At 35.1% G+C, this 17,919-nt stretch carries 16 protein-coding genes, 9 tRNA genes, 2 rRNA genes and 1 riboswitch; of the genes, 24 read left to right on the forward strand and 3 right to left on the reverse strand.

Features of this window, described 5'->3' with window-relative positions; all coding sequences use genetic code 11:
- The 11 genes from ACFOZ1_RS00005 to ACFOZ1_RS00055 all read left to right on the forward strand — a co-directional run.
- Nucleotides 1-142 (forward strand): 23S ribosomal RNA (locus ACFOZ1_RS00005); the annotation flags it as partial.
- 62 nt (nt 143-204) lie between these two features.
- Nucleotides 205-320, forward strand: a 5S ribosomal RNA gene (gene rrf, locus ACFOZ1_RS00010).
- A gap of 46 nt (nt 321-366) precedes the next feature.
- Nucleotides 367-441 (forward strand) — tRNA-Asn (locus ACFOZ1_RS00015).
- Nucleotides 442-444: 3 nt separating this feature from the next.
- Nucleotides 445-518, forward strand: a tRNA-Thr gene (locus ACFOZ1_RS00020).
- A gap of 22 nt (nt 519-540) precedes the next feature.
- A tRNA-Glu gene (locus tag ACFOZ1_RS00025) sits at nt 541-615 on the forward strand.
- Nucleotides 616-683: 68 nt separating this feature from the next.
- Nucleotides 684-759 (forward strand) — tRNA-Val (locus ACFOZ1_RS00030).
- A gap of 3 nt (nt 760-762) precedes the next feature.
- Nucleotides 763-838: transfer RNA gene (locus ACFOZ1_RS00035), tRNA-Thr, on the forward strand.
- A gap of 11 nt (nt 839-849) precedes the next feature.
- Nucleotides 850-935 (forward strand) — tRNA-Tyr (locus ACFOZ1_RS00040).
- Between the two features lie 51 nt (nt 936-986).
- A tRNA-Gln gene (locus ACFOZ1_RS00045) sits at nt 987-1,061 on the forward strand.
- 23 nt (nt 1,062-1,084) lie between these two features.
- Nucleotides 1,085-1,160, forward strand: a tRNA-Lys gene (locus tag ACFOZ1_RS00050).
- Between the two features lie 6 nt (nt 1,161-1,166).
- Nucleotides 1,167-1,239, forward strand: a tRNA-Ala gene (locus ACFOZ1_RS00055).
- Nucleotides 1,240-1,464: 225 nt separating this feature from the next.
- Here the strand turns inward: ACFOZ1_RS00055 and ACFOZ1_RS00060 are convergent.
- Nucleotides 1,465-1,566, reverse strand: coding sequence for a PspC domain-containing protein (locus tag ACFOZ1_RS00060; protein WP_390197993.1), 102 nt, complete (start codon nt 1,564-1,566; stop codon nt 1,465-1,467).
- 512 nt (nt 1,567-2,078) lie between these two features.
- Here ACFOZ1_RS00060 and sigW point away from each other — a divergent pair.
- The 7 genes from sigW (at nt 2,079) to ACFOZ1_RS00095 (ending at nt 9,683) form a co-directional block, all read left to right on the forward strand.
- Nucleotides 2,079-2,645, forward strand: coding sequence for an RNA polymerase sigma factor SigW (sigW, locus tag ACFOZ1_RS00065; protein ID WP_390194606.1), 567 nt, complete (start codon nt 2,079-2,081; stop codon nt 2,643-2,645).
- A 15-nt stretch (nt 2,646-2,660) separates the two neighbouring features.
- Nucleotides 2,661-3,275: a zf-HC2 domain-containing protein gene (locus tag ACFOZ1_RS00070; RefSeq protein WP_390194608.1), complete on the forward strand. Its 615-nt coding sequence runs from the start codon at nt 2,661-2,663 to the stop codon at nt 3,273-3,275.
- 195 nt (nt 3,276-3,470) lie between these two features.
- Nucleotides 3,471-4,289 carry a diadenylate cyclase CdaA gene (cdaA, locus tag ACFOZ1_RS00075; protein ID WP_390194610.1) on the forward strand — a complete coding sequence of 273 codons (819 nt, stop codon included), beginning with the start codon at nt 3,471-3,473 and terminating at the stop codon, nt 4,287-4,289.
- The gene (locus ACFOZ1_RS00080; RefSeq protein ID WP_390194612.1) at nt 4,286-5,530 is read left to right on the forward strand and encodes a CdaR family protein; all 1,245 of its coding nucleotides are present in this window, start codon (nt 4,286-4,288) and stop codon (nt 5,528-5,530) included. The genes cdaA and ACFOZ1_RS00080 overlap by 4 nt, the downstream gene beginning before the upstream one ends.
- Before the next feature lie 33 nt (nt 5,531-5,563).
- Complete coding sequence (gene glmM, locus ACFOZ1_RS00085; protein WP_390194614.1) at nt 5,564-6,913, forward strand: phosphoglucosamine mutase; 1,350 nt, start codon at nt 5,564-5,566, stop codon at nt 6,911-6,913.
- A 447-nt stretch (nt 6,914-7,360) separates the two neighbouring features.
- The gene (gene glmS / locus ACFOZ1_RS00090) at nt 7,361-9,163 is read left to right on the forward strand and encodes a glutamine--fructose-6-phosphate transaminase (isomerizing) (RefSeq protein ID WP_390194616.1); all 1,803 of its coding nucleotides are present in this window, start codon (nt 7,361-7,363) and stop codon (nt 9,161-9,163) included.
- Nucleotides 9,164-9,515: 352 nt separating this feature from the next.
- Nucleotides 9,516-9,683 (forward strand): YolD-like family protein, encoded by a 168-nt coding sequence (locus ACFOZ1_RS00095; RefSeq protein WP_465253839.1) that lies wholly within the window; start codon nt 9,516-9,518, stop codon nt 9,681-9,683.
- Between the two features lie 966 nt (nt 9,684-10,649).
- Here the strand turns inward: ACFOZ1_RS00095 and ACFOZ1_RS00100 are convergent.
- Nucleotides 10,650-11,405 (reverse strand): class I SAM-dependent methyltransferase, encoded by a 756-nt coding sequence (locus ACFOZ1_RS00100; RefSeq protein WP_390194618.1) that lies wholly within the window; start codon nt 11,403-11,405, stop codon nt 10,650-10,652.
- Nucleotides 11,406-12,283: 878 nt separating this feature from the next.
- Nucleotides 12,284-12,667 carry a quaternary ammonium compound efflux SMR transporter QacH gene (gene qacH, locus ACFOZ1_RS00105; RefSeq protein WP_390194620.1) on the reverse strand — a complete coding sequence of 128 codons (384 nt, stop codon included), beginning with the start codon at nt 12,665-12,667 and terminating at the stop codon, nt 12,284-12,286.
- A gap of 285 nt (nt 12,668-12,952) precedes the next feature.
- Between qacH and ACFOZ1_RS00110 the strand changes: the two genes are divergently transcribed.
- From ACFOZ1_RS00110 to ACFOZ1_RS00135, 6 genes are all read left to right on the forward strand, one after another.
- Nucleotides 12,953-13,174: a YhfM domain-containing protein gene (locus ACFOZ1_RS00110; protein WP_390194621.1), complete on the forward strand. Its 222-nt coding sequence runs from the start codon at nt 12,953-12,955 to the stop codon at nt 13,172-13,174.
- Between the two features lie 23 nt (nt 13,175-13,197).
- Entirely contained in the window at nt 13,198-13,548 is a 351-nt protein-coding gene (locus ACFOZ1_RS00115; protein WP_390194623.1) for a hypothetical protein, read from the forward strand.
- Between the two features lie 60 nt (nt 13,549-13,608).
- Nucleotides 13,609-14,868, forward strand: a complete 1,260-nt coding sequence (locus tag ACFOZ1_RS00120; protein ID WP_390194624.1) for a hypothetical protein — start codon at nt 13,609-13,611, stop codon at nt 14,866-14,868.
- Between the two features lie 88 nt (nt 14,869-14,956).
- A complete protein-coding gene (locus tag ACFOZ1_RS00125; protein ID WP_390194626.1) occupies nt 14,957-15,640 on the forward strand; it encodes an HAD family hydrolase in 684 nt (227 codons plus the stop codon).
- Between the two features lie 55 nt (nt 15,641-15,695).
- The gene (locus ACFOZ1_RS00130) at nt 15,696-16,166 is read left to right on the forward strand and encodes a GNAT family N-acetyltransferase (RefSeq protein WP_390194628.1); all 471 of its coding nucleotides are present in this window, start codon (nt 15,696-15,698) and stop codon (nt 16,164-16,166) included.
- 74 nt (nt 16,167-16,240) lie between these two features.
- Nucleotides 16,241-17,515 carry an MFS transporter gene (locus tag ACFOZ1_RS00135; RefSeq protein ID WP_390194630.1) on the forward strand — a complete coding sequence of 425 codons (1,275 nt, stop codon included), beginning with the start codon at nt 16,241-16,243 and terminating at the stop codon, nt 17,513-17,515.
- Nucleotides 17,516-17,639: 124 nt separating this feature from the next.
- A riboswitch (purine riboswitch) is annotated at nt 17,640-17,741 on the forward strand.
- The last annotated feature ends 178 nt before the right edge of the window (nt 17,742-17,919 follow it).

The raw sequence follows: 17,919 nt of genomic DNA on the forward strand, positions 1-17,919 counted from the left end.
AGCATGAAGCCCCCCTCAAGATGAGACTTCTCATCATGTAAGTGAGTAAGATCCCTCAGAGACGATGAGGTAGATAGGTTCGAGGTGGAAGCATAGTGATATGTGCAGCTGACGAATACTAATCGATCGAGGACTTAACTAACTTTTCTTGTTTGATCTTGTTTTTCTTCTTATCTAGTTTTTAAGGTATAATATATACCGTTGTCTGGTGACGATAGCGGAGAGGTCACACCTGTTCCCATGCCGAACACAGTAGTTAAGCTCTCCAGCGCCTATGGTAGTTGGGGCCTTGCCCCTGCGAGAGTTGGACGTTGCCAGGCCATAAAGTTTTAATATGTAAGCTTTGTGAAGCATGATTTATTTTATTCCACAGTAGCTCAGTGGTAGAGCTATCGGCTGTTAACCGATCGGTCGTAGGTTCGAATCCTACCTGTGGAGCCATTTGCTTCCATAGCTCAGTTCGGTAGAGCACTTCCATGGTAAGGAAGGGGTCGCCGGTTCAAGTCCGGCTGGAAGCTCTGGAAATTGTCTATTTATATAGGCCCGTTGGTCAAGCGGTTAAGACACCGCCCTTTCACGGCGGTAACACGGGTTCGAATCCCGTACGGGTCACCATTACTTATATTAGGTGCTAAGCTCAAAACATTCTGTTACAAAGCATGCACTTGTATACTTTTTACAACGGAGGATTAGCTCAGCTGGGAGAGCACTTGCCTTACAAGCAAGGGGTCGCAGGTTCGAGCCCTGCATCCTCCACCATTTGCCGGTCTAGCTCAATTGGTAGAGCAACTGACTTGTAATCAGTAGGTTGGGGGTTCAAGTCCTCTGGCCGGCACCAGGGAAATATTTGGAGGGATAGCGAAGTTGGCCAAACGCGACGGACTGTAAATCCGTTCCCATCGGGTTCGTAGGTTCGAGTCCTACTCCCTCCACCATTGAATATTTTTTAATCTGGTGTATATACTATGCTTATACACTTATTTTATTGGGCTATAGCCAAGCGGTAAGGCAACGGTTTTTGGTTCCGTCATGCGTTGGTTCGAATCCAGCTAGCCCAGCCATTTTTTTATTTTAAAAATGAATAGAGCCATTAGCTCAGTTGGTAGAGCATCTGACTTTTAATCAGAGGGTCGGAGGTTCGAATCCTCCATGGCTCACCATTTCATGGGGCCTTAGCTCAGCTGGGAGAGCGCCTGCTTTGCACGCAGGAGGTCAGCGGTTCGATCCCGCTAGGCTCCATATATTAAAAGGTATGTATTATACATGCCTTTTTTTGTTTGGAAAACTATAAAATTGCCACTTGTGAACAAAATTTAATGAGCTAACATAATGGCATCTAGCTCCAACACCCAAGATACTAAGTGTCTACGCAAATTGTTCTACTTTTCTACAATGATCTATCCTCTGGAAGGAAATATGCTAAGATTATATATACTACGCTTAGTGCTTGGAATATGAAAAAAATTAATCTTGTAACAAATGAAGAAATCCCAAAAAATTCGCAATTCCTCCACAAACTCCCATTAATGCTTTGTCTGTAGATGACCTTTTTAGCTGTTTACTTATTGTAACCCTCCTTTTTCTTAATTAGTATATATATTCTATATTTATTTGAAAATTCCTCTAATCCTCCACGCTTTCAAAAGAATAAAGCTCTTGTTAGTCCATTCATAGCCCACTTTTGTTATACTTTACTTTACTTTGTTTTGTAAATGTCTTATCCCAAAATATACGTAAATACTATTTCTGCAATATTATTAAAAAACACTATCAAAATCCATATTATACCAAATCAATCTGAAAATAGAAACTATGCTAATTTAATCTGTTAATTTTTCAAAATATAGACAAAAAATCAAGAAAACTTGTTATAATTATATATTGCATATGATTATTATTAATAAAGATAGTATTTCATCTAATTGCATATGAAATGGACTAAATACACAGACAAAATGAAGAGTATGAAATTGTTCTATTTCTCCATATTTTTTAAAAAATAAATGATACATAAATGAAACCTTATGTTGTGGTGTTTCGTATAGTAGATGACCGCAAATTTAGCGGAGGTATAAAAGATGATTGAAGAGAAAATAGTAAAGAGTATTAAATTAGTAAAAAAGGGAGACCAATCTGCCTTTGAAGAAATTGTAGAACACTTTCAAGGAAAAGTATTTGCAATTTGCTTTCGTATGGTCGGTAATAAACATGAAGCAGAGGATATTGCACAAGAAGCCTTCATTCGTGCATATATTAACATACAATCATATGACGAAAATCGAAAATTTGCGACATGGTTGTATCGAATTGCGACAAATTTAGCTATTGACCGAATGAGGAAAAAGAAACCAGATTATTATCTTGATGCCGAGATTCAAGGTGGAGAGGGATTAACGCTGTATTCGCAAATTCCTGATGATAATAGGTTACCAGAGGATGAAGTCGAAAGCTTAGAGACGCAGAGCTATATCCAAAAAGAAATCATGGCATTACCAGCAAAGTACCGTAGTATTATTGCATTACGATTCATCGATGAATTGTCATTGAAAGAAATCAGTGAAATATTGGAAATCCCTGTAGGTACAGTAAAAACAAGAATTCATCGGGGAAGAGAGGCTTTACGTAAAAAGCTTCGTAATGTGTAAAGGAGTGTGAGTAAGATGAACTGTAATGAAGAAGTAGTAGAGTTAATGCATCAATATTTAGATGGTGACCTGGCATCTAATGATGAAGAAAAACTACGCTCCCATTTGAATTCGTGTGAGGATTGCCAACAACATTTTCGTGAATTGAAGCAAACTGTTGCATTAGTAACAGCGAATATAGATTTACAACCATCACAAGATTTTACAATGAAAGTAATGAATGGTCTACCGAAAGAAACAAAACGAACAACAGTGAAGCGTTGGGTTAGGGTACATCCATTGTTAACTGCTGCGGCAATATTTTTCATTTTTATGTCAAGTAGTCTACTAACGACATGGAATCAAGATCATGCCTTGACGTATCCTAAAGGTATGAATTTAGTTGTAGAAAATGACACGGTAATTGTTCCAGAAGGTATCATCATTCATGAGGATTTAGAAGTGAAGAATGGAAATGTGCGAGTTGATGGGGCTGTAGAAGGAGATGTGATTATTATAAATGGAGAGCATCTCACAGCTTCTGCAGGAAGTGTTACAGGTGAAATTAAGCAAGTTGACGAAGTATTTAGCTGGTTATGGTACAAGATTAAAGAAATGACAGCAGAAGTATTTGATGTATTTGATGAATAACAAGAAGACAAGTGACCTTTAGAATATTTAGGTCGCTTTCTTCTGTTTGTATCGTTTAGGAATAGCTCCTCCGTTGCTTGTCGTCTTTTTACATACGTTAATTTTCTGATAAGTTTCACTTTATGCTATAATAAATATGCTTACTACAATTATAAAATAGGAAGAGGATTCAGATGGACAGAAGGTTGTGTTGGTATGTTTAGTAGTGACTTGACTTTGTTAGAAATATTGAAGATCTTTGTAGATATAGCTATTGTCTGGTATGTCCTTTATAAGTTGTTAATGCTTATAAGAGGAACGAAGGCGATACAATTATTAAAAGGAATCTTCGTTGTTATATTCTTTTATCTTATAAGTGTTATGTTAGATTTGGCTACAGTGCGTATGATTATTTGGCAGGTCATTATGTGGGGACCACTCGGAATCATTATTTTGTTCCAGCCTGAATTAAGAAGAGCACTTGAGCAGTTAGGAAGAGGAAGCTTTTTCTCAAGGAATTCTACATCGGAGGATGAAATTTTTCATCAATCGATTAAAGCAATTACAGATTCATGTAATTACATGGCGAAGCGTAGAATTGGTGCGTTAATAACGATTGAAAGAGAAACGGCGATGGGTGACTTCATCTCCACAGGTATTCCTATCAATGGGAAATTAACGAATCAATTATTAACAAATATATTCATACCGAACACACCATTACATGATGGTGCTGTTATTATAAACAAAGATGAAATCGTTGCGGCAGCTTGTTATTTGCCATTATCTGAAAGTCCATTTATCTCAAAAGAACTAGGAACAAGACATAGAGCAGCATTAGGTATAAGTGAAGTAACAGATTCGATTACTATCATCGTATCTGAAGAGACAGGTAATATTTCATGTACTAGAAATGGTGAATTGTATCGTGATATTACAATTGATCGTTTAGCTGAATTATTAGAGAAAGAATTGATAACCAAATTTAAATCCTCTACACCAAAAGGTTGGAATTGGAGGGGGAAGAAAAAATGAACAAATGGTTAGAAAACCCATGGGCAATTCGACTGATTTCTTTACTACTTGCAGTGTTATTGTTTGTTGTCGTAGCATTTGATGAGAAGTTTACTGATGAAGATGATGGTTATGGTTCTATCTTTGGTACATCCAATGAAACAAGAACATTAGAAGATATACCAGTAAGTACTGAAATTGATTCAGAGAAATTCGTTGTAAGTGGAGTACCAGAGACAGTAAAGGTTTCCTTACAAGGATCTGTCAGCTTGGTAACAGCAACTGCAATGCAACGCAATTTTGAAGTGTTTGTTGATTTAGAGAATTTAGGTGTTGGGACACATATTGTTCCATTGGAGTATTCAGGAGTTAGTGATCAATTGAATATGTACATTGAACCTCAAGAGGTGGAAGTGTCTATAGAAGAGAAATCGAGTGAAGAACATTCTGTAAGCATCGATATTATTAATCGAGATAAGATTGCGGCAGGATTTGAAGTAGGAAATGTATATGTAGATCCTGAGAAAGTAACTGTAACGAGTTCAAAAGGTATTGTTGATCGCATCGCAATTGTGAAAGCTTTTGTCGATGTGAGTGATTTCGACGAATCGGTAACTCTTGATGATGTTCCAGTCAAAGTATACGATAACCAAGGAAATGAACTTAATGTAAGAATTGATCCACCTACTGTTGATATGACTGTGGATGTGAAAAGTCCAAACAAAAATGTTCCAATCTCATTAGAGACAGAGAATGAAGTTCCAGAAGGCATTCGTATTACATCAATGAAATTGGAACAAGAAGAAGTACAAATTTTTGCATCAGAAGCTGATTTAGAACAGTTAAAAGAAATAAAGACAGCACCGATTGATTTAAGTAAAGTGAATGAAAGTGGTACAGTTGAAGTAGAGTTAAACCTACCGAATGAAGTAAGAAAGGCATCTGCAAACGCGGTAAATGTTACATTACAAGTAGAAAAAATAGAAGAGAAAGTACTAGAAGGTGTAACGATTGCAACGACTTCAGAGGAAGAAGATCCTACATTTATAGATCCTTCTTCAGGGTCTATAAATGTAACTCTAAAGGGATATCCTTCTGACTTAGAGAAAATCACAAAAGATGATTTGGAACTGGCGGTAGAAATAAATAGTACAACCCCTGGTCAATATACATTGCCAATTAAGAATGTGACTGATGCGCAAGTACTAGAGAACATTGAAGTAAGTTTAGAGTTGAATGAAGCAACAATAGAGATCGAATAAACTTGGAATATGGATTGAAGGAGAGAATAATTAATGGGTAAATATTTTGGTACAGATGGTGTTAGAGGGATAGCTAATCAAGATTTAACACCAGAATTAGCATTTAAATTAGGACGTTATGGCGGATATGTGTTAACAAAAGAGACAAGCAAACCAAAAGTATTAATCGGTCGTGATACGAGAATATCCGGTAATATGTTGGAAGGCGCGCTTGCAGCAGGATTATTATCTATAGGAGCAGAAGTCATGCGTCTTGGTGTTATCTCTACACCAGGTGTAGCATATTTATCAAAAGTAATGGATGCACAAGCAGGAATTATGATTTCTGCTTCACATAACCCAGTAGAAGATAATGGGATCAAGTTCTTTGGTGGAGATGGATTTAAGTTATCAGATGAACAAGAAGCAGAGATTGAAGCATTACTAGATAAGGAAGAAGATCATTTACCACGTCCAATTGGTGCAGAAATTGGTCAAATCAATGATTATTTTGAAGGTGGACAGAAATACCTTCAATATTTAAAAGAATCCATTGATAATGAATTTGATGGGTTACATATCGCTTTGGATTGTGCTCATGGCGCAACATCTGGTCTTGCACCACATTTATTTGCCGATTTAGAAGCAGATATCTCAACAATTGGTTCATCTCCTAATGGACTGAATATTAATGATGGGTTTGGATCGACTCACCCTGAGAAGTTACAAGCATTAGTAGTAGAAAAAGGTGCAGACCTTGGACTTGCTTTTGATGGGGATGGGGATCGTCTTATAGCAGTAGATGAAAATGGAGAAATCGTGGACGGAGACCAAATTATGTTTATCATCGGTAAATATTTGAATGAAAAACATCAATTACGTCACTCCACCATTGTATCTACTGTAATGAGTAACATCGGTTTTTATAAAGCAGTGGAAGCAAATAATATGACAAGTAACAAAACGGCAGTAGGTGACCGCTATGTTATGGAAGAAATGCGAAAAGGTGGCTATAACCTTGGTGGAGAACAATCCGGACATATTATTTTCTTAGATTATAATACAACTGGTGACGGGATGTTATCAGGTATTCAATTAGTAAATGTCATGCGCGAAACAGGTAAGAAATTATCTGAATTAGCTAGTGAAATGAAGAAATACCCACAAGTATTAAAGAATATTAAAGTAATGAACAAGAATGAAGTAATGACAAACCCATTAGTATTAGAAACAATTGAAAAAGTAGAAAACGATATGGGTGATCAAGGTCGTGTGCTTGTTCGACCTTCTGGTACAGAGCCACTTGTAAGAGTAATGGTAGAAGCACCAACATTAGAAGATTGTAATAAATATACAGATGAAGTAGTCAAAGTCATCGAAGCAGTAATTGGAATAGAAGAGTAAAATATATAGAGGAGGAGCTAATGATAGCTTCTCTTTTTTTATTTGATTACACACAATCTCTACATGATTGCATATGTTTAAAGTAAGACATTTTACAAATATTGTTGCATGAATGTTCTTTTTCAAGTAAAATGTATTGGTCACGATAAAAATGTGACATAGTCAAAAAATAGAAAGGGGCATCGAATAGATTTGAAGTAACACAAGCGCCAGGGCTTCATAAGGAAGCTGACGAGGTGGAGGATTATCGAATCAGATCGGCGGATACCTCCCGATTGTACATCTCAATCGTTATGTTTTTATTCGAAAACAAGAAAGGCAACTTTTTGTACAAGAATAATGACAAGATGTAATCAAAAAAAACGAGAAAGGGGCAAGCATAACGCCCCGTCAAAAGAAGAGTTGGTTCGTTTGTTTGCCCCTTATCTATTAGGAGGAAACAACACTATGTGCGGTATTGTAGGATTTATAGGACAAAGAGATTCGAAGGAAGTATTATTAACAGGTCTAGAAAAGTTAGAATATAGAGGATACGATTCAGCGGGAATTGCTGTATTAAATGAAGATGGAATGAATATCTTCAAAGTTAAGGGACGTATTGCTGTTTTACGTGAAAAAGTAGACGCATCTGTCATGGCGAATGTAGGGATCGGTCATACACGCTGGGCAACACATGGAGAGCCAAGTGAAGAGAATGCTCACCCACATCAAAGTGCTTCAGAACGTTTTACTTTAGTTCATAATGGTGTGATTGAGAACTATTATGAAATCCGCGATGAGTATCTACAAGGTGTGACATTAAAGAGCGAAACAGATACAGAGATTGTTGTGCAATTAATTGAGCTAATGTATAAAGAAACAAATGATGTATTAGAAGCTTTTCGTAAAGGTTTATCTTTATTAAAAGGTTCATATGCGATTGCATTAATTGATCAACAAAATCCAGATGTCATCTATGTAGCGAAGAATAAAAGTCCACTCTTAATCGGATTAGGTGAAGACTTTAATGTAGTAGCAAGTGATGCGATGGCAACATTAAGAGAAACAGACCGTTATGTTGAAATCGAAGACAAAGAAATTGTTCTCGTGAAAAAAGACAGTGTGGAAATCCAAAAGTTAGATGGTGCAAAAGTCGAAAGAGAAGCATATGTTGCAGAAATTGATGCATCAGATACAGAAAAAGGTACGTACCCACACTTTATGTTAAAAGAAATTGATGAACAACCATTTGTTATTCGCAAAATCATTCAAGAATACCAAGCAGAAGATGATACGATTAAATTAGATGATGATATTCGTCAAGCGATGAAAGAAGCAGACCGTATTTACATTATTGCAGCAGGTACTAGTTACCATGCGGGTCTTGTTGGAAAGCAATTTATTGAGCGCTTAGCGAATATTCCTGTAGAAGTACACATTTCTAGTGAATTTTCTTATAATATGCCATTACTTTCTGAGAAACCACTATTTATCTATATTTCACAAAGTGGTGAAACAGCAGATAGTAGAGCGGTATTAGTTCAAACTAAGGCATTAGGTCACAAATCATTAACAATTACAAATGTTCCAGGATCTACCCTTTCTCGTGAAGCAAATTATACATTACATTTACATGCAGGTCCTGAAATTGCAGTTGCTTCAACTAAAGCATACACTGCACAAATTGCAGTATTAGCAATCTTAGCTGTAGATACTGCAAGAGCAAAAGGAATGGATTTATCATTTGATCCATTACAAGAGTTAGGTATTGTTGCAAGTGCAATGGAGACTTTGACAGATCAGAAAGAAGAATTCGAGCGTATCGCAAAAGAAATGTTCGAAACAGCTCGCAATGCATTCTTTATCGGTCGTGGAATTGACTATTATGTAGTACAAGAAGCGGCATTAAAGTTAAAAGAAATCTCATACATTCAAGCAGAAGGATTTGCTGGTGGGGAATTAAAACACGGTACCATTGCATTAATTGAAGAAGGTACACCAGTTGTTGCAATCTCTACGCAAGAAAATGTTAATTTGTCCATCCGTGGTAATGTACAAGAGGTTGTAGCACGTGGAGCAAATGCTTGTGTCGTAAGTATGAAGGGCTTAGAAAAAGACAGTGATGCATTCGTATTACCACAAGTACATGAATTACTGACTCCATTAGTAAGTGTGATTCCAATGCAGTTGTTATCTTATTATGCTGCATTACACCGTGATTGTGATGTCGATAAACCACGTAACTTAGCTAAGTCAGTTACTGTGGAGTGATTGGAAGTTGAGGGGATGATTATGTTGTCACCCACAATTAATGTTTTTCCATAAGTCTTAATCTCTTTCCGAAAGTATTAATGTTTTTCCGTGAATGGGAGAGGAAAGAGCATTTGAGAGAGACCTTTGGAGAAGATTTGAGGGAAAAATGAAGTGGTTCCGCATCGAATAAAACTTGATATATAAAGGTTTAGAGCAGAAGAGAAGGATATCCTTTTTCCTCTGCTCTTTTTTCTATTTCCTTTCAGTCTTTTCTCTATTACGGAAAAACAATAATTATGCACCGTTATTTGTAAAAGTGGGTTGGAGTTAGGTGTGGTAAAGGATTGGGGACATTTGGGAAAGGAAAGAGATTGATTGTGGGGGGACACTAAGTGAAGAGCAGCAAGAAGGAATACAAAGCACTATTAATGAAGCTATCGAGTGTCAGCTATGGATTTATATAACTTATTATAAAACAAAAAGACTGCATACCTTAAAAGGAAAAATGATTAAGATAAATCCCTTCAAACACAAATAAATACTAGTGAAAATATTAAGTATTTAGCAACCAAAGTCATACTAAAAGTAAAGATTGTTTAAAATCCTGTAATCGGGTATAATATAAATAAAGAGTCATATCATAATAAAAACCGCAGACGCTCCCACGTCTACGGTTACAATAGACCGAACCCTGATTAGAGGGGCGGACACTTAAGAGAATAATCCCTCAGAGCCGAGCAAAGCATATGAGGGATTATTTTTTATCATTTTTATTGGACATGATAAACGCAACTAACATCCCAAAAGAGATCATTAGTGACAAAAACGAAATCATGATTGTCAAAACGTTTTCGATATCCATAGGCGTCACCTCCTTTCCTGAATAAGCATCCAAGAAAGGGTAAATCGGTACGCCACCCCTCATATGAAGTCAATCTATTGTTGTGTTTATTATAGCATATATGTAAGTTTAATAGACTTGTTCGACATTATTTGTGATCTATATTCATTCTTCCATTCAAAAACCTTTTTTCTCTGCTTCATCAGGCATTTTCAGATCGAATTGATAGTACGTTTCACTATCTTGGGTTAATCCTACTTCTTTATGCATATACCCCATCATTCTATCAATGACCTAACTGGATAGGTTACACTTAATTGTGCAACTTTATTACTATGAAAAAAAAGAAAATGAATGAGTTAAATTGCTCTGGAAATAATCTATTAGAATAAATAAAGTCATTCTAAAATGATTAGTTAAGTAATTGAAAGACAGATTATATTAATAATCAACATAATAGTATTAACTTCTGTTGTGAAGAAAAAGAAGGCTGAATAATAAACGGATATCCTTATCAAGGCCTGGGTATATCAGGTTTAACAGTTGTTTATAAAAAAAACTAGTTCCAGTTTACTACCAATCCCTAAATTTATACAATTGTGTATCGTTAGATATAAAAAATAAAAGTAGCTTAGATATATAGAATATCTAAGCTGTTTTGTATTAAGGTTTTTGTGCAATGAAACGAATACGCCAATAATCAGCAATCCAACTATTTTCTTTATAAAGTTGTGGACGTAAAATACATTCACATTCATTATAGATTGCTTCTTTTTCTTCAGTTGTAAGATTTTTGAACATATTGTTACTGAACATTTCAAGCCAGTTTCGAAGCCCATCTTCTCCAACTAAGGGTGTTGGTCGCTCATAATGCTTGATTGTAATTACGTTAAAACCAGCGTTGATAAGATATGCTTCTACTTTTCCTTTTGTTGGAAATACCCAAGGAAATAAAGTGACATCATATAATATGGATAGGCGATTCGATGCCTCCTTTATGGCATTAACAATCGATCGTATATTATTTGCTCCACCTAATTCTGCGATGAAACGACCACCAGGAAGAAGAACGTCATAACAATTTTGAATTACCTTTTGCTGATTTTTCATCCAATGAATCGCAGCATTTGAGAACACTGCATGAAAATGAGGGTTAAAAGAAAAATTCTCACCATTTTGCACGCTAAAATCGATATCAGGATACTTTTCTTTTGCCACGTCAATCATAGATTGTGCAGCATCAATGCCAGTAACAGAAGCCCCTTTTGTTGAAATATCATAAGCTAAATCTCCCGTACCACAACCAACGTCTAAAATATGTTCTCCCTTTTGTGGATTTAATAAGGAAACAAGGTCTTCCCCGAAAGTTGAAACAAAATTGTGCTTGTTATCATAAAGTGAAGCATCCCATTCAGTCATTTTATCATCCCCTTAGGTTATTAAATTTAGATTATCATATCAGATATATTTTAATCTAATAATTAATGTATCTTTTTCTATGAACAGAAGAAATGGGTGGAAAGTGTACAAAAAAGCTAATTCGAGTCACTGTTTTATGGAATACGCACCATTTCATTCAATCAGTTTAATCTTTGATTGAAGCAATCTTCACATAAAAAACATCCTTTTTAATCTGCATTTAATCCCCTACGTTGTGAATCAATATTATAAAAAGAAGGAGCAAATTTAAATTTGTAAGGTTTTTCTTAAGGCTATATAGGAAAGGAAATGAAGAGCAATATAACAAGTGTTCGCAGCAATGAACTATTATAATATGGTGGATAGGGGGGTCTATTACAATTACATAGAAAGTACCGTTAAAATCCATCTAGCAACTTGTATACATGGTTGAAATGGAACCAATTAAACAACAGGACCATTGTTTTGGTATGTCCTTGAAGGGACATTCCCATTTGTTAAGATGTGGGATTACTATGAGCTAGAGGATTACAAATTTTAACACAATTTGATAGGATAGGAGTATTCTTAATATTGAAAAAGCACTTGGATCTTTAATTGTAGGCACTTGGATAACAATAATATTTTATTTTTATAATATGTTTATGCCTAAAAATATTTTATATGTAGTATTTGCTATCCCCTTTATGTACATTACTACTTACTTATTCTAAGAAAATATGGATACCAATAAAATAATTTCACTTTTATATGATTTTCGTTTGTTGGGTGTGATTACGAGAGAGTAAAAGTAACTATGAATCAAACCTTTAGAGCAGAGGAGAAGGATATGCCTTTTTCTTCTGCTCCTTTTTTGTGGACTTGAAAACCCACATCCCCTACGTGTGGTTGTGGGTATTCTGCATTGCAATAGTTTCTGCATTCTCCTGATTAGCTTCCCCATGGCCAGGTCCAAATAGGTTCAATATGACAACACCTGCAAGAATAAGTGCAATTCCTGCGATGCTTGCCATATTAATTTTTTCCTTCCAAATAAGTACGGAAATAATTGTCGTCAAAACAAGTCCTAATCCAGCCCATAATGCATATGCGGTGTTTAATGGAATCGTTCTAAGAGACAAAGATAAAAAGAAAAAGCAACCTATAAAAGCGATAATCACACCTATTGTGGGATATAATTTTGAAAATCCTTCTGATGCTTTTAATAGGGAAGATCCAATAATTTCTCCTATTATTGCAAGTGCTAAGTACAAATATGACATTATAAGTCCTCCTGAATCATGTTCATTAAGTGGCCCAATCCCCTACCATTATTTTCAATTCAGTATACTGCCTAGACGGTTTTTGTGTCAATCTTTTATCATCTCAAAGCAATTTTCGAATTATCACAACAAAGTGACACAAATAAAGAACTTATTTCGTAAATGAGAAATGAAAGAAATTAGAATATTTGATTCTGATGGAATTGGGTCAATAAGTGACTCTAACGAAATTTCTATCAATAATAAACTAGAGATTAAAGTAATGAAAAAGCAATAAGAACTGCAGTGAAGAGAACATCAAATGTCCTTGATACCATTCCTGACTACGATATAATAGTGGAATATAAAGGCGAATTACCTAGCCATGCGATTCATTTATGGTTAGGAGGAGAAAATGAAAAGAGCATTCTAATGTATATGATTGCAGAAGAGGAAATCTATGTAACATCAGCGGAAACTGCGAATCAATTAAGAGAATTAATATTGGAATATGAGGTACAAAATTAATAAAAGAAGGGAATTGGGAATAATTGAATTGTTGCTGTAAGAAAGGAAGAACAAAGGACTTAATCATCGAAGGAGATGTTGGGGAAGATCCATTTTGGTGTAAGAAATGTAAGTGTAATATAGATAGTAATGAAGTACCTATTTCAGTTGATTTAAAGAAGGAATTATTGTCGTGGTCTACAACATATGGGGAATGGATTGATTGGAAAGTGGATGCATTCATTCCTAACGGCATAGAACTAGAGAATGAGTTTAATCATAAAGGTATAGCATTAACGAAGAAAGTACAGCAAGAAATCGGAGATACATATAGTATTCAATTTATAGCTTCTACTAGCGCTAGAATGTATATGGAAAGTAATTTGGATGAGTAAGAAATATTCGTATAGAAGTCACGGGATTTTCAGAATATGAAGTAAAGAAGGTCAAATGAGATGCATGAGAAAATACAGGAGATTATTCATATAACAAAAGAAAAATTTGGACTACATCATTATTTTTTAAAGGAATATCATTTTTATCGAAATGTAAATATGTTCAATGAGACGGTATATGGATTATCGATGGAGTGGTTTCCTGAGAATGTGGTACAAGAAGAGGAAGATGTAATTCCTGATGGTACAGCATCCATCAATTTCAACTTAAAAAGTCATCAATATGAACGGATTATTTTTGTAAATGATCAGTCGTATGCAGTAGATGGTATTAGCTTTACTCATTATAATCAGGCAGAGATTATAAAATGGGTTGAAAATCATACAGGATTAATATATAAAGAACACTTTCAATTGAAAAAAGAAGAGAAAGGAGAACTTCTTTTTACAGCTTGTATGAATGGTGTCGATATAGCGCCATCAGGCTATATTGATATTAAAATCAATCAAGAAGGAAAGTTAACCTTGTTCTCTATACACGGTTCATTTCCTTTCAGAGAACAAGTAGAGGAAGAAGAATATGCCCTTTCTTTAGGTAATCTAGACTTTGTGAAAAGAGAACAATTAAAAATGATAGAATATCCTATATATGAGCAGAAAAAGCTAGATTATATATATGTTATTGAAGAATTATTTATAGAAAATGATGGTATATCAACGATACCTTTTGAATATTATTCCGTAGAAAATAACGGAAAAAAGCTAGATGAAACGTTATATTGGCATGCATCAGTTGAGAAACCATTTAAACGAAACAAAATCAATTGGACGGAAGATATTTCAATAGAACAAGTATTGTCAAAGGAACCTTCTCCAGATTCACGACCGATTACAAACATCGAACAAGACAAATGTATACTAGCAATTAGGAATTTACTAGCACAAGAGTATCCAAATGAATCAGGTCATTGGGTAGTAAAATTCCTTTATCGAGATAAAGGTTATATCCAAGCTGTATTAAAGACCAAAATACAAAATTATCGTTTGTTTCAAAGAAAAATGAAGGTGATAATTGATTCGAATAGTCTACAGGTTGTGAATTATATGGATAGTAAACCGATACTTGAAACGTTTGATCAATTCGAACTCACTGATCAAGTAACGATTACAATAGAAGAAGCATATGAAAAATTGAAAGGTTTCATTGAACTAAAGCCTTATTATGTTTATGACATTACAGAGCAAAAATATATTTTGTGTGGGAAAATGGATTGTCGATATGGTGTGAATGCTTCGACTGGAGAAGTGATCCTGCTATAACTATAAATTAGATTTACAACTATTATTATATAAATTCAGGATACTTTTCGGACTAAAACTATCTAGCGTATATGGGAGGATATGTAATGTGATCAAAGCAGTTATATTTGATTTAGATGGCACTTTACTCGATAGAGATGCCTCAGTACTAAAGTTTATCAACAATCAATATGATAGATGGAAGGAATGGCTTGGTCATATTCCTAAAGAAAAATATATTTCAAGATTTATAGCATTGGATTGTCGAGGATATGTTTGGAAGGATAAAGTGTATCAACAACTTGTTGAAGAGTACACTATTAGAAAGATAACTTGGCAAATGCTACTTGATGATTATGTAGCGGAATTTCATAATAGCTGCATCCCTTTTCCCAATCTGATTGGTATGTTAGAAGCCTTAAAGGATGCTTCCATTCGATTAGGAATCATCACAAATGGAAAAGGACAATTCCAAATAGATAATATAAAATCTTTAGGGATTGAAAAATACTTTGATACAATACTTGTTTCCGAATATGAAGGGATAAAAAAGCCTAACCCAGAAATATTTAATAAGTCATTAAGACAATTAGGTGTTTCTACGAGTGAAAGTATGTATGTAGGCGACCATCCTAAAAATGATATAAAAGGTGCAAAAAATATAGGAATGTTAGGAATATGGAAAAAAGATATACAGTGGGATCATGTGGATGCAGATTTTGTCATTGAAGACTTAAAAGAGTTACCCATCATTATTCAAGAATTAAACAATATGAGAAATAAGAAATGTTGAAGGCCTATCGACAAAGGCAGTCATGGTTCCAAATATTACTTTGAGGAGAATTACGATGAGAATTAGAGAATGGAATGTTGATGAAGCACCACCTATAGATTTATTATTACTCGCTGATCCTTCTCAAAAATTAGTAGATAACTATTTGAACAAAGGATTTTGTTATGTAGCTGATAGTAATGGAGAAATAATAGGTGTATATATCTTGCTACCCATAAGTCCAAGAACAGTTGAATTAGTAAATATAGCTGTTTCTGAGAATGAACAAGGTCGAGGGATTGGAAAGCAATTGCTTAAGGATGCAATTCGTCAGTCAAAAAATAAGGGTTATAACACGATTGAAGTAGGAACAGGGAATTCAAGTATAGAGCAATTAGCTTTCTATCAAAAATGCGGTTTTAGAATTATTGGTGTGGAAAGTGATTATTTTACTCGACACTATGAGGATAAGATTTTTGAAAATGGTATATGGTGTCGAGATAGGATACGTTTGTCCTATGATATACTCAAGTCGCCATTGGATTAATTTTCGTGATATTTGATATATTAAATTAATATAATTGCAGTATTGTATGAAAAAAATAAGAAGGAGTAGATGCAATGACAGAGAAATATCAAGAATATATGGATTCAGAAGAAAAACAACAAAAATTGTACAAAAAGACATTGATTATTGTTATCTTGTCCCAAATTTTTGGTGGGGCAGGTCTTGCGGCGGGTATTACTGTAGGTGCTCTATTAGCAAAAGATATACTAGGAACAGATAGTGTATCAGGACTACCAACAGCATTGTTTACTTTCGGATCAGCAGGAGCGGCATTACTCATAGGGAAAATATCTAACCAATTTGGAAGACGTTCAGGATTAGCATCAGGGTTCCTTGTTGGTGGCCTCGGAGCAATTGGTGTTGTGCTTGCTGCGATGATTGAAAATATCGTATTACTTTTCTTAGCACTATTTATTTATGGCGCGGGATCAGCGACAAATTTACTAGCTCGATATGCAGGTACAGATTTAGCCAATGCGAAACAAAGAGCAAAGGCTATTAGTCTAGCGCTTGTATCTACGACTTTTGGAGCGGTTGCGGGACCTAATTTAGTGGATGTGATGGGAGAGGTTGCTACGGGTATGGGGATTCCTGCCTTAGCTGGACCTTTTATATTAGCAGCATGCGCTTATATTGTTGCTGGTGTAGTCTTATTTATTTTTCTTCGACCAGACCCATTTATTGTCGCAAAAGCCATCGCCGAAAATGAGAAGAAATTAGTTGATGTACATAATAATGAAGGATTAACAAATTCAGATTTTAGCAATCGTCGAGGTATCATAGCAGGGGCCATTGTCATGATTACCACACAGTTTGTGATGGTGGCAATTATGACAATGACACCAATATTTATGGGTAACCATCATCATGCATTACATGCGGTTGGATTCGTAATTGGTCTGCATATCATCGGAATGTATCTACCATCATTAGTAACGGGTGTACTTGTCGATAGAGTGGGACGTGCCAAAATGGCGTATGCTTCCGTAGTGACACTTCTTATAGCAGGAGGGCTAGCGGCTTTCGGTTCGATTGACTCTATTGGATCTATTACTATTGCACTTCTTTTATTAGGGATAGGCTGGAATTTTGGCCTAATTAGTGGTACAGCCATTCTAGTTGATTCAACTTCTACAACTACAAGAGCGAAGACACAAGGGATGGTAGATGTGTGGATTGCTTTTTCAGGTGCAATCGGTGGAGGTATTTCTGGCGTAATTGTAGCTTATACTAATTTTGCAATACTTTCTATTGCGACATCTTTACTTGCTATTCTTATTGTACCAGCAATAATATGGGCAGGAATAAATAAACAAGAACAGATATAAGATGTGGAATTACTTTGATTGTTATTATATGTAAGACATACTTCTGTAACTAAAAAAGTAATGTACTCACTGAATATTGACGCCAAATTCTTCCTCTTGCCACTTTTCATATAGTGTGGTACATTACTTTAGGTAAATAAAATATCGTATAATCCTAGTAATATGGTCTGGGAGTTTCTACGGAGCAACCGATAATTGCTCTACTATGGACGTAGGATGTTAGAAACATTCTATTTTTTGTAACATATGAAATAATACAACGTCTATGGCAATCATAGGCGTTTTTTAATTGATTTTGAAATTATTTGATTAATTATCTATAAATGGAACTGTATCAGAAATATAGTGTACGTTTGTCTAAAAAAAGCTTCTTTACAAAGTGGCGAGTGTATTTACATTGAATT

Source organism: Gracilibacillus marinus, from assembly GCF_042651725.1.
GTDB classification, from domain to species: Bacteria; Bacillota; Bacilli; order Bacillales; family Amphibacillaceae; genus Gracilibacillus; species Gracilibacillus marinus.

Excerpts from the sequence above, each read along its gene's own strand:
- sigW (WP_390194606.1), top strand. The coding sequence starts at position 2,079 with ATGATTGAAGAGAAAATAGTAAAGAGTATTAAATTAGTAAAAAAGGGA.
- ACFOZ1_RS00070 (WP_390194608.1), top strand. The coding sequence starts at position 2,661 with ATGAACTGTAATGAAGAAGTAGTAGAGTTAATGCATCAATATTTAGAT.
- cdaA (WP_390194610.1), top strand. The coding sequence starts at position 3,471 with ATGTTTAGTAGTGACTTGACTTTGTTAGAAATATTGAAGATCTTTGTA.
- ACFOZ1_RS00080 (WP_390194612.1), top strand. The coding sequence starts at position 4,286 with ATGAACAAATGGTTAGAAAACCCATGGGCAATTCGACTGATTTCTTTA.
- glmM (WP_390194614.1), top strand. The coding sequence starts at position 5,564 with ATGGGTAAATATTTTGGTACAGATGGTGTTAGAGGGATAGCTAATCAA.
- glmS (WP_390194616.1), top strand. The coding sequence starts at position 7,361 with ATGTGCGGTATTGTAGGATTTATAGGACAAAGAGATTCGAAGGAAGTA.
- ACFOZ1_RS00100 (WP_390194618.1), bottom strand. The coding sequence starts at position 11,405 with ATGACTGAATGGGATGCTTCACTTTATGATAACAAGCACAATTTTGTT.
- qacH (WP_390194620.1), bottom strand. The coding sequence starts at position 12,667 with ATGTCATATTTGTACTTAGCACTTGCAATAATAGGAGAAATTATTGGA.
- ACFOZ1_RS00120 (WP_390194624.1), top strand. The coding sequence starts at position 13,609 with ATGCATGAGAAAATACAGGAGATTATTCATATAACAAAAGAAAAATTT.
- ACFOZ1_RS00130 (WP_390194628.1), top strand. The coding sequence starts at position 15,696 with ATGAGAATTAGAGAATGGAATGTTGATGAAGCACCACCTATAGATTTA.
- ACFOZ1_RS00135 (WP_390194630.1), top strand. The coding sequence starts at position 16,241 with ATGACAGAGAAATATCAAGAATATATGGATTCAGAAGAAAAACAACAA.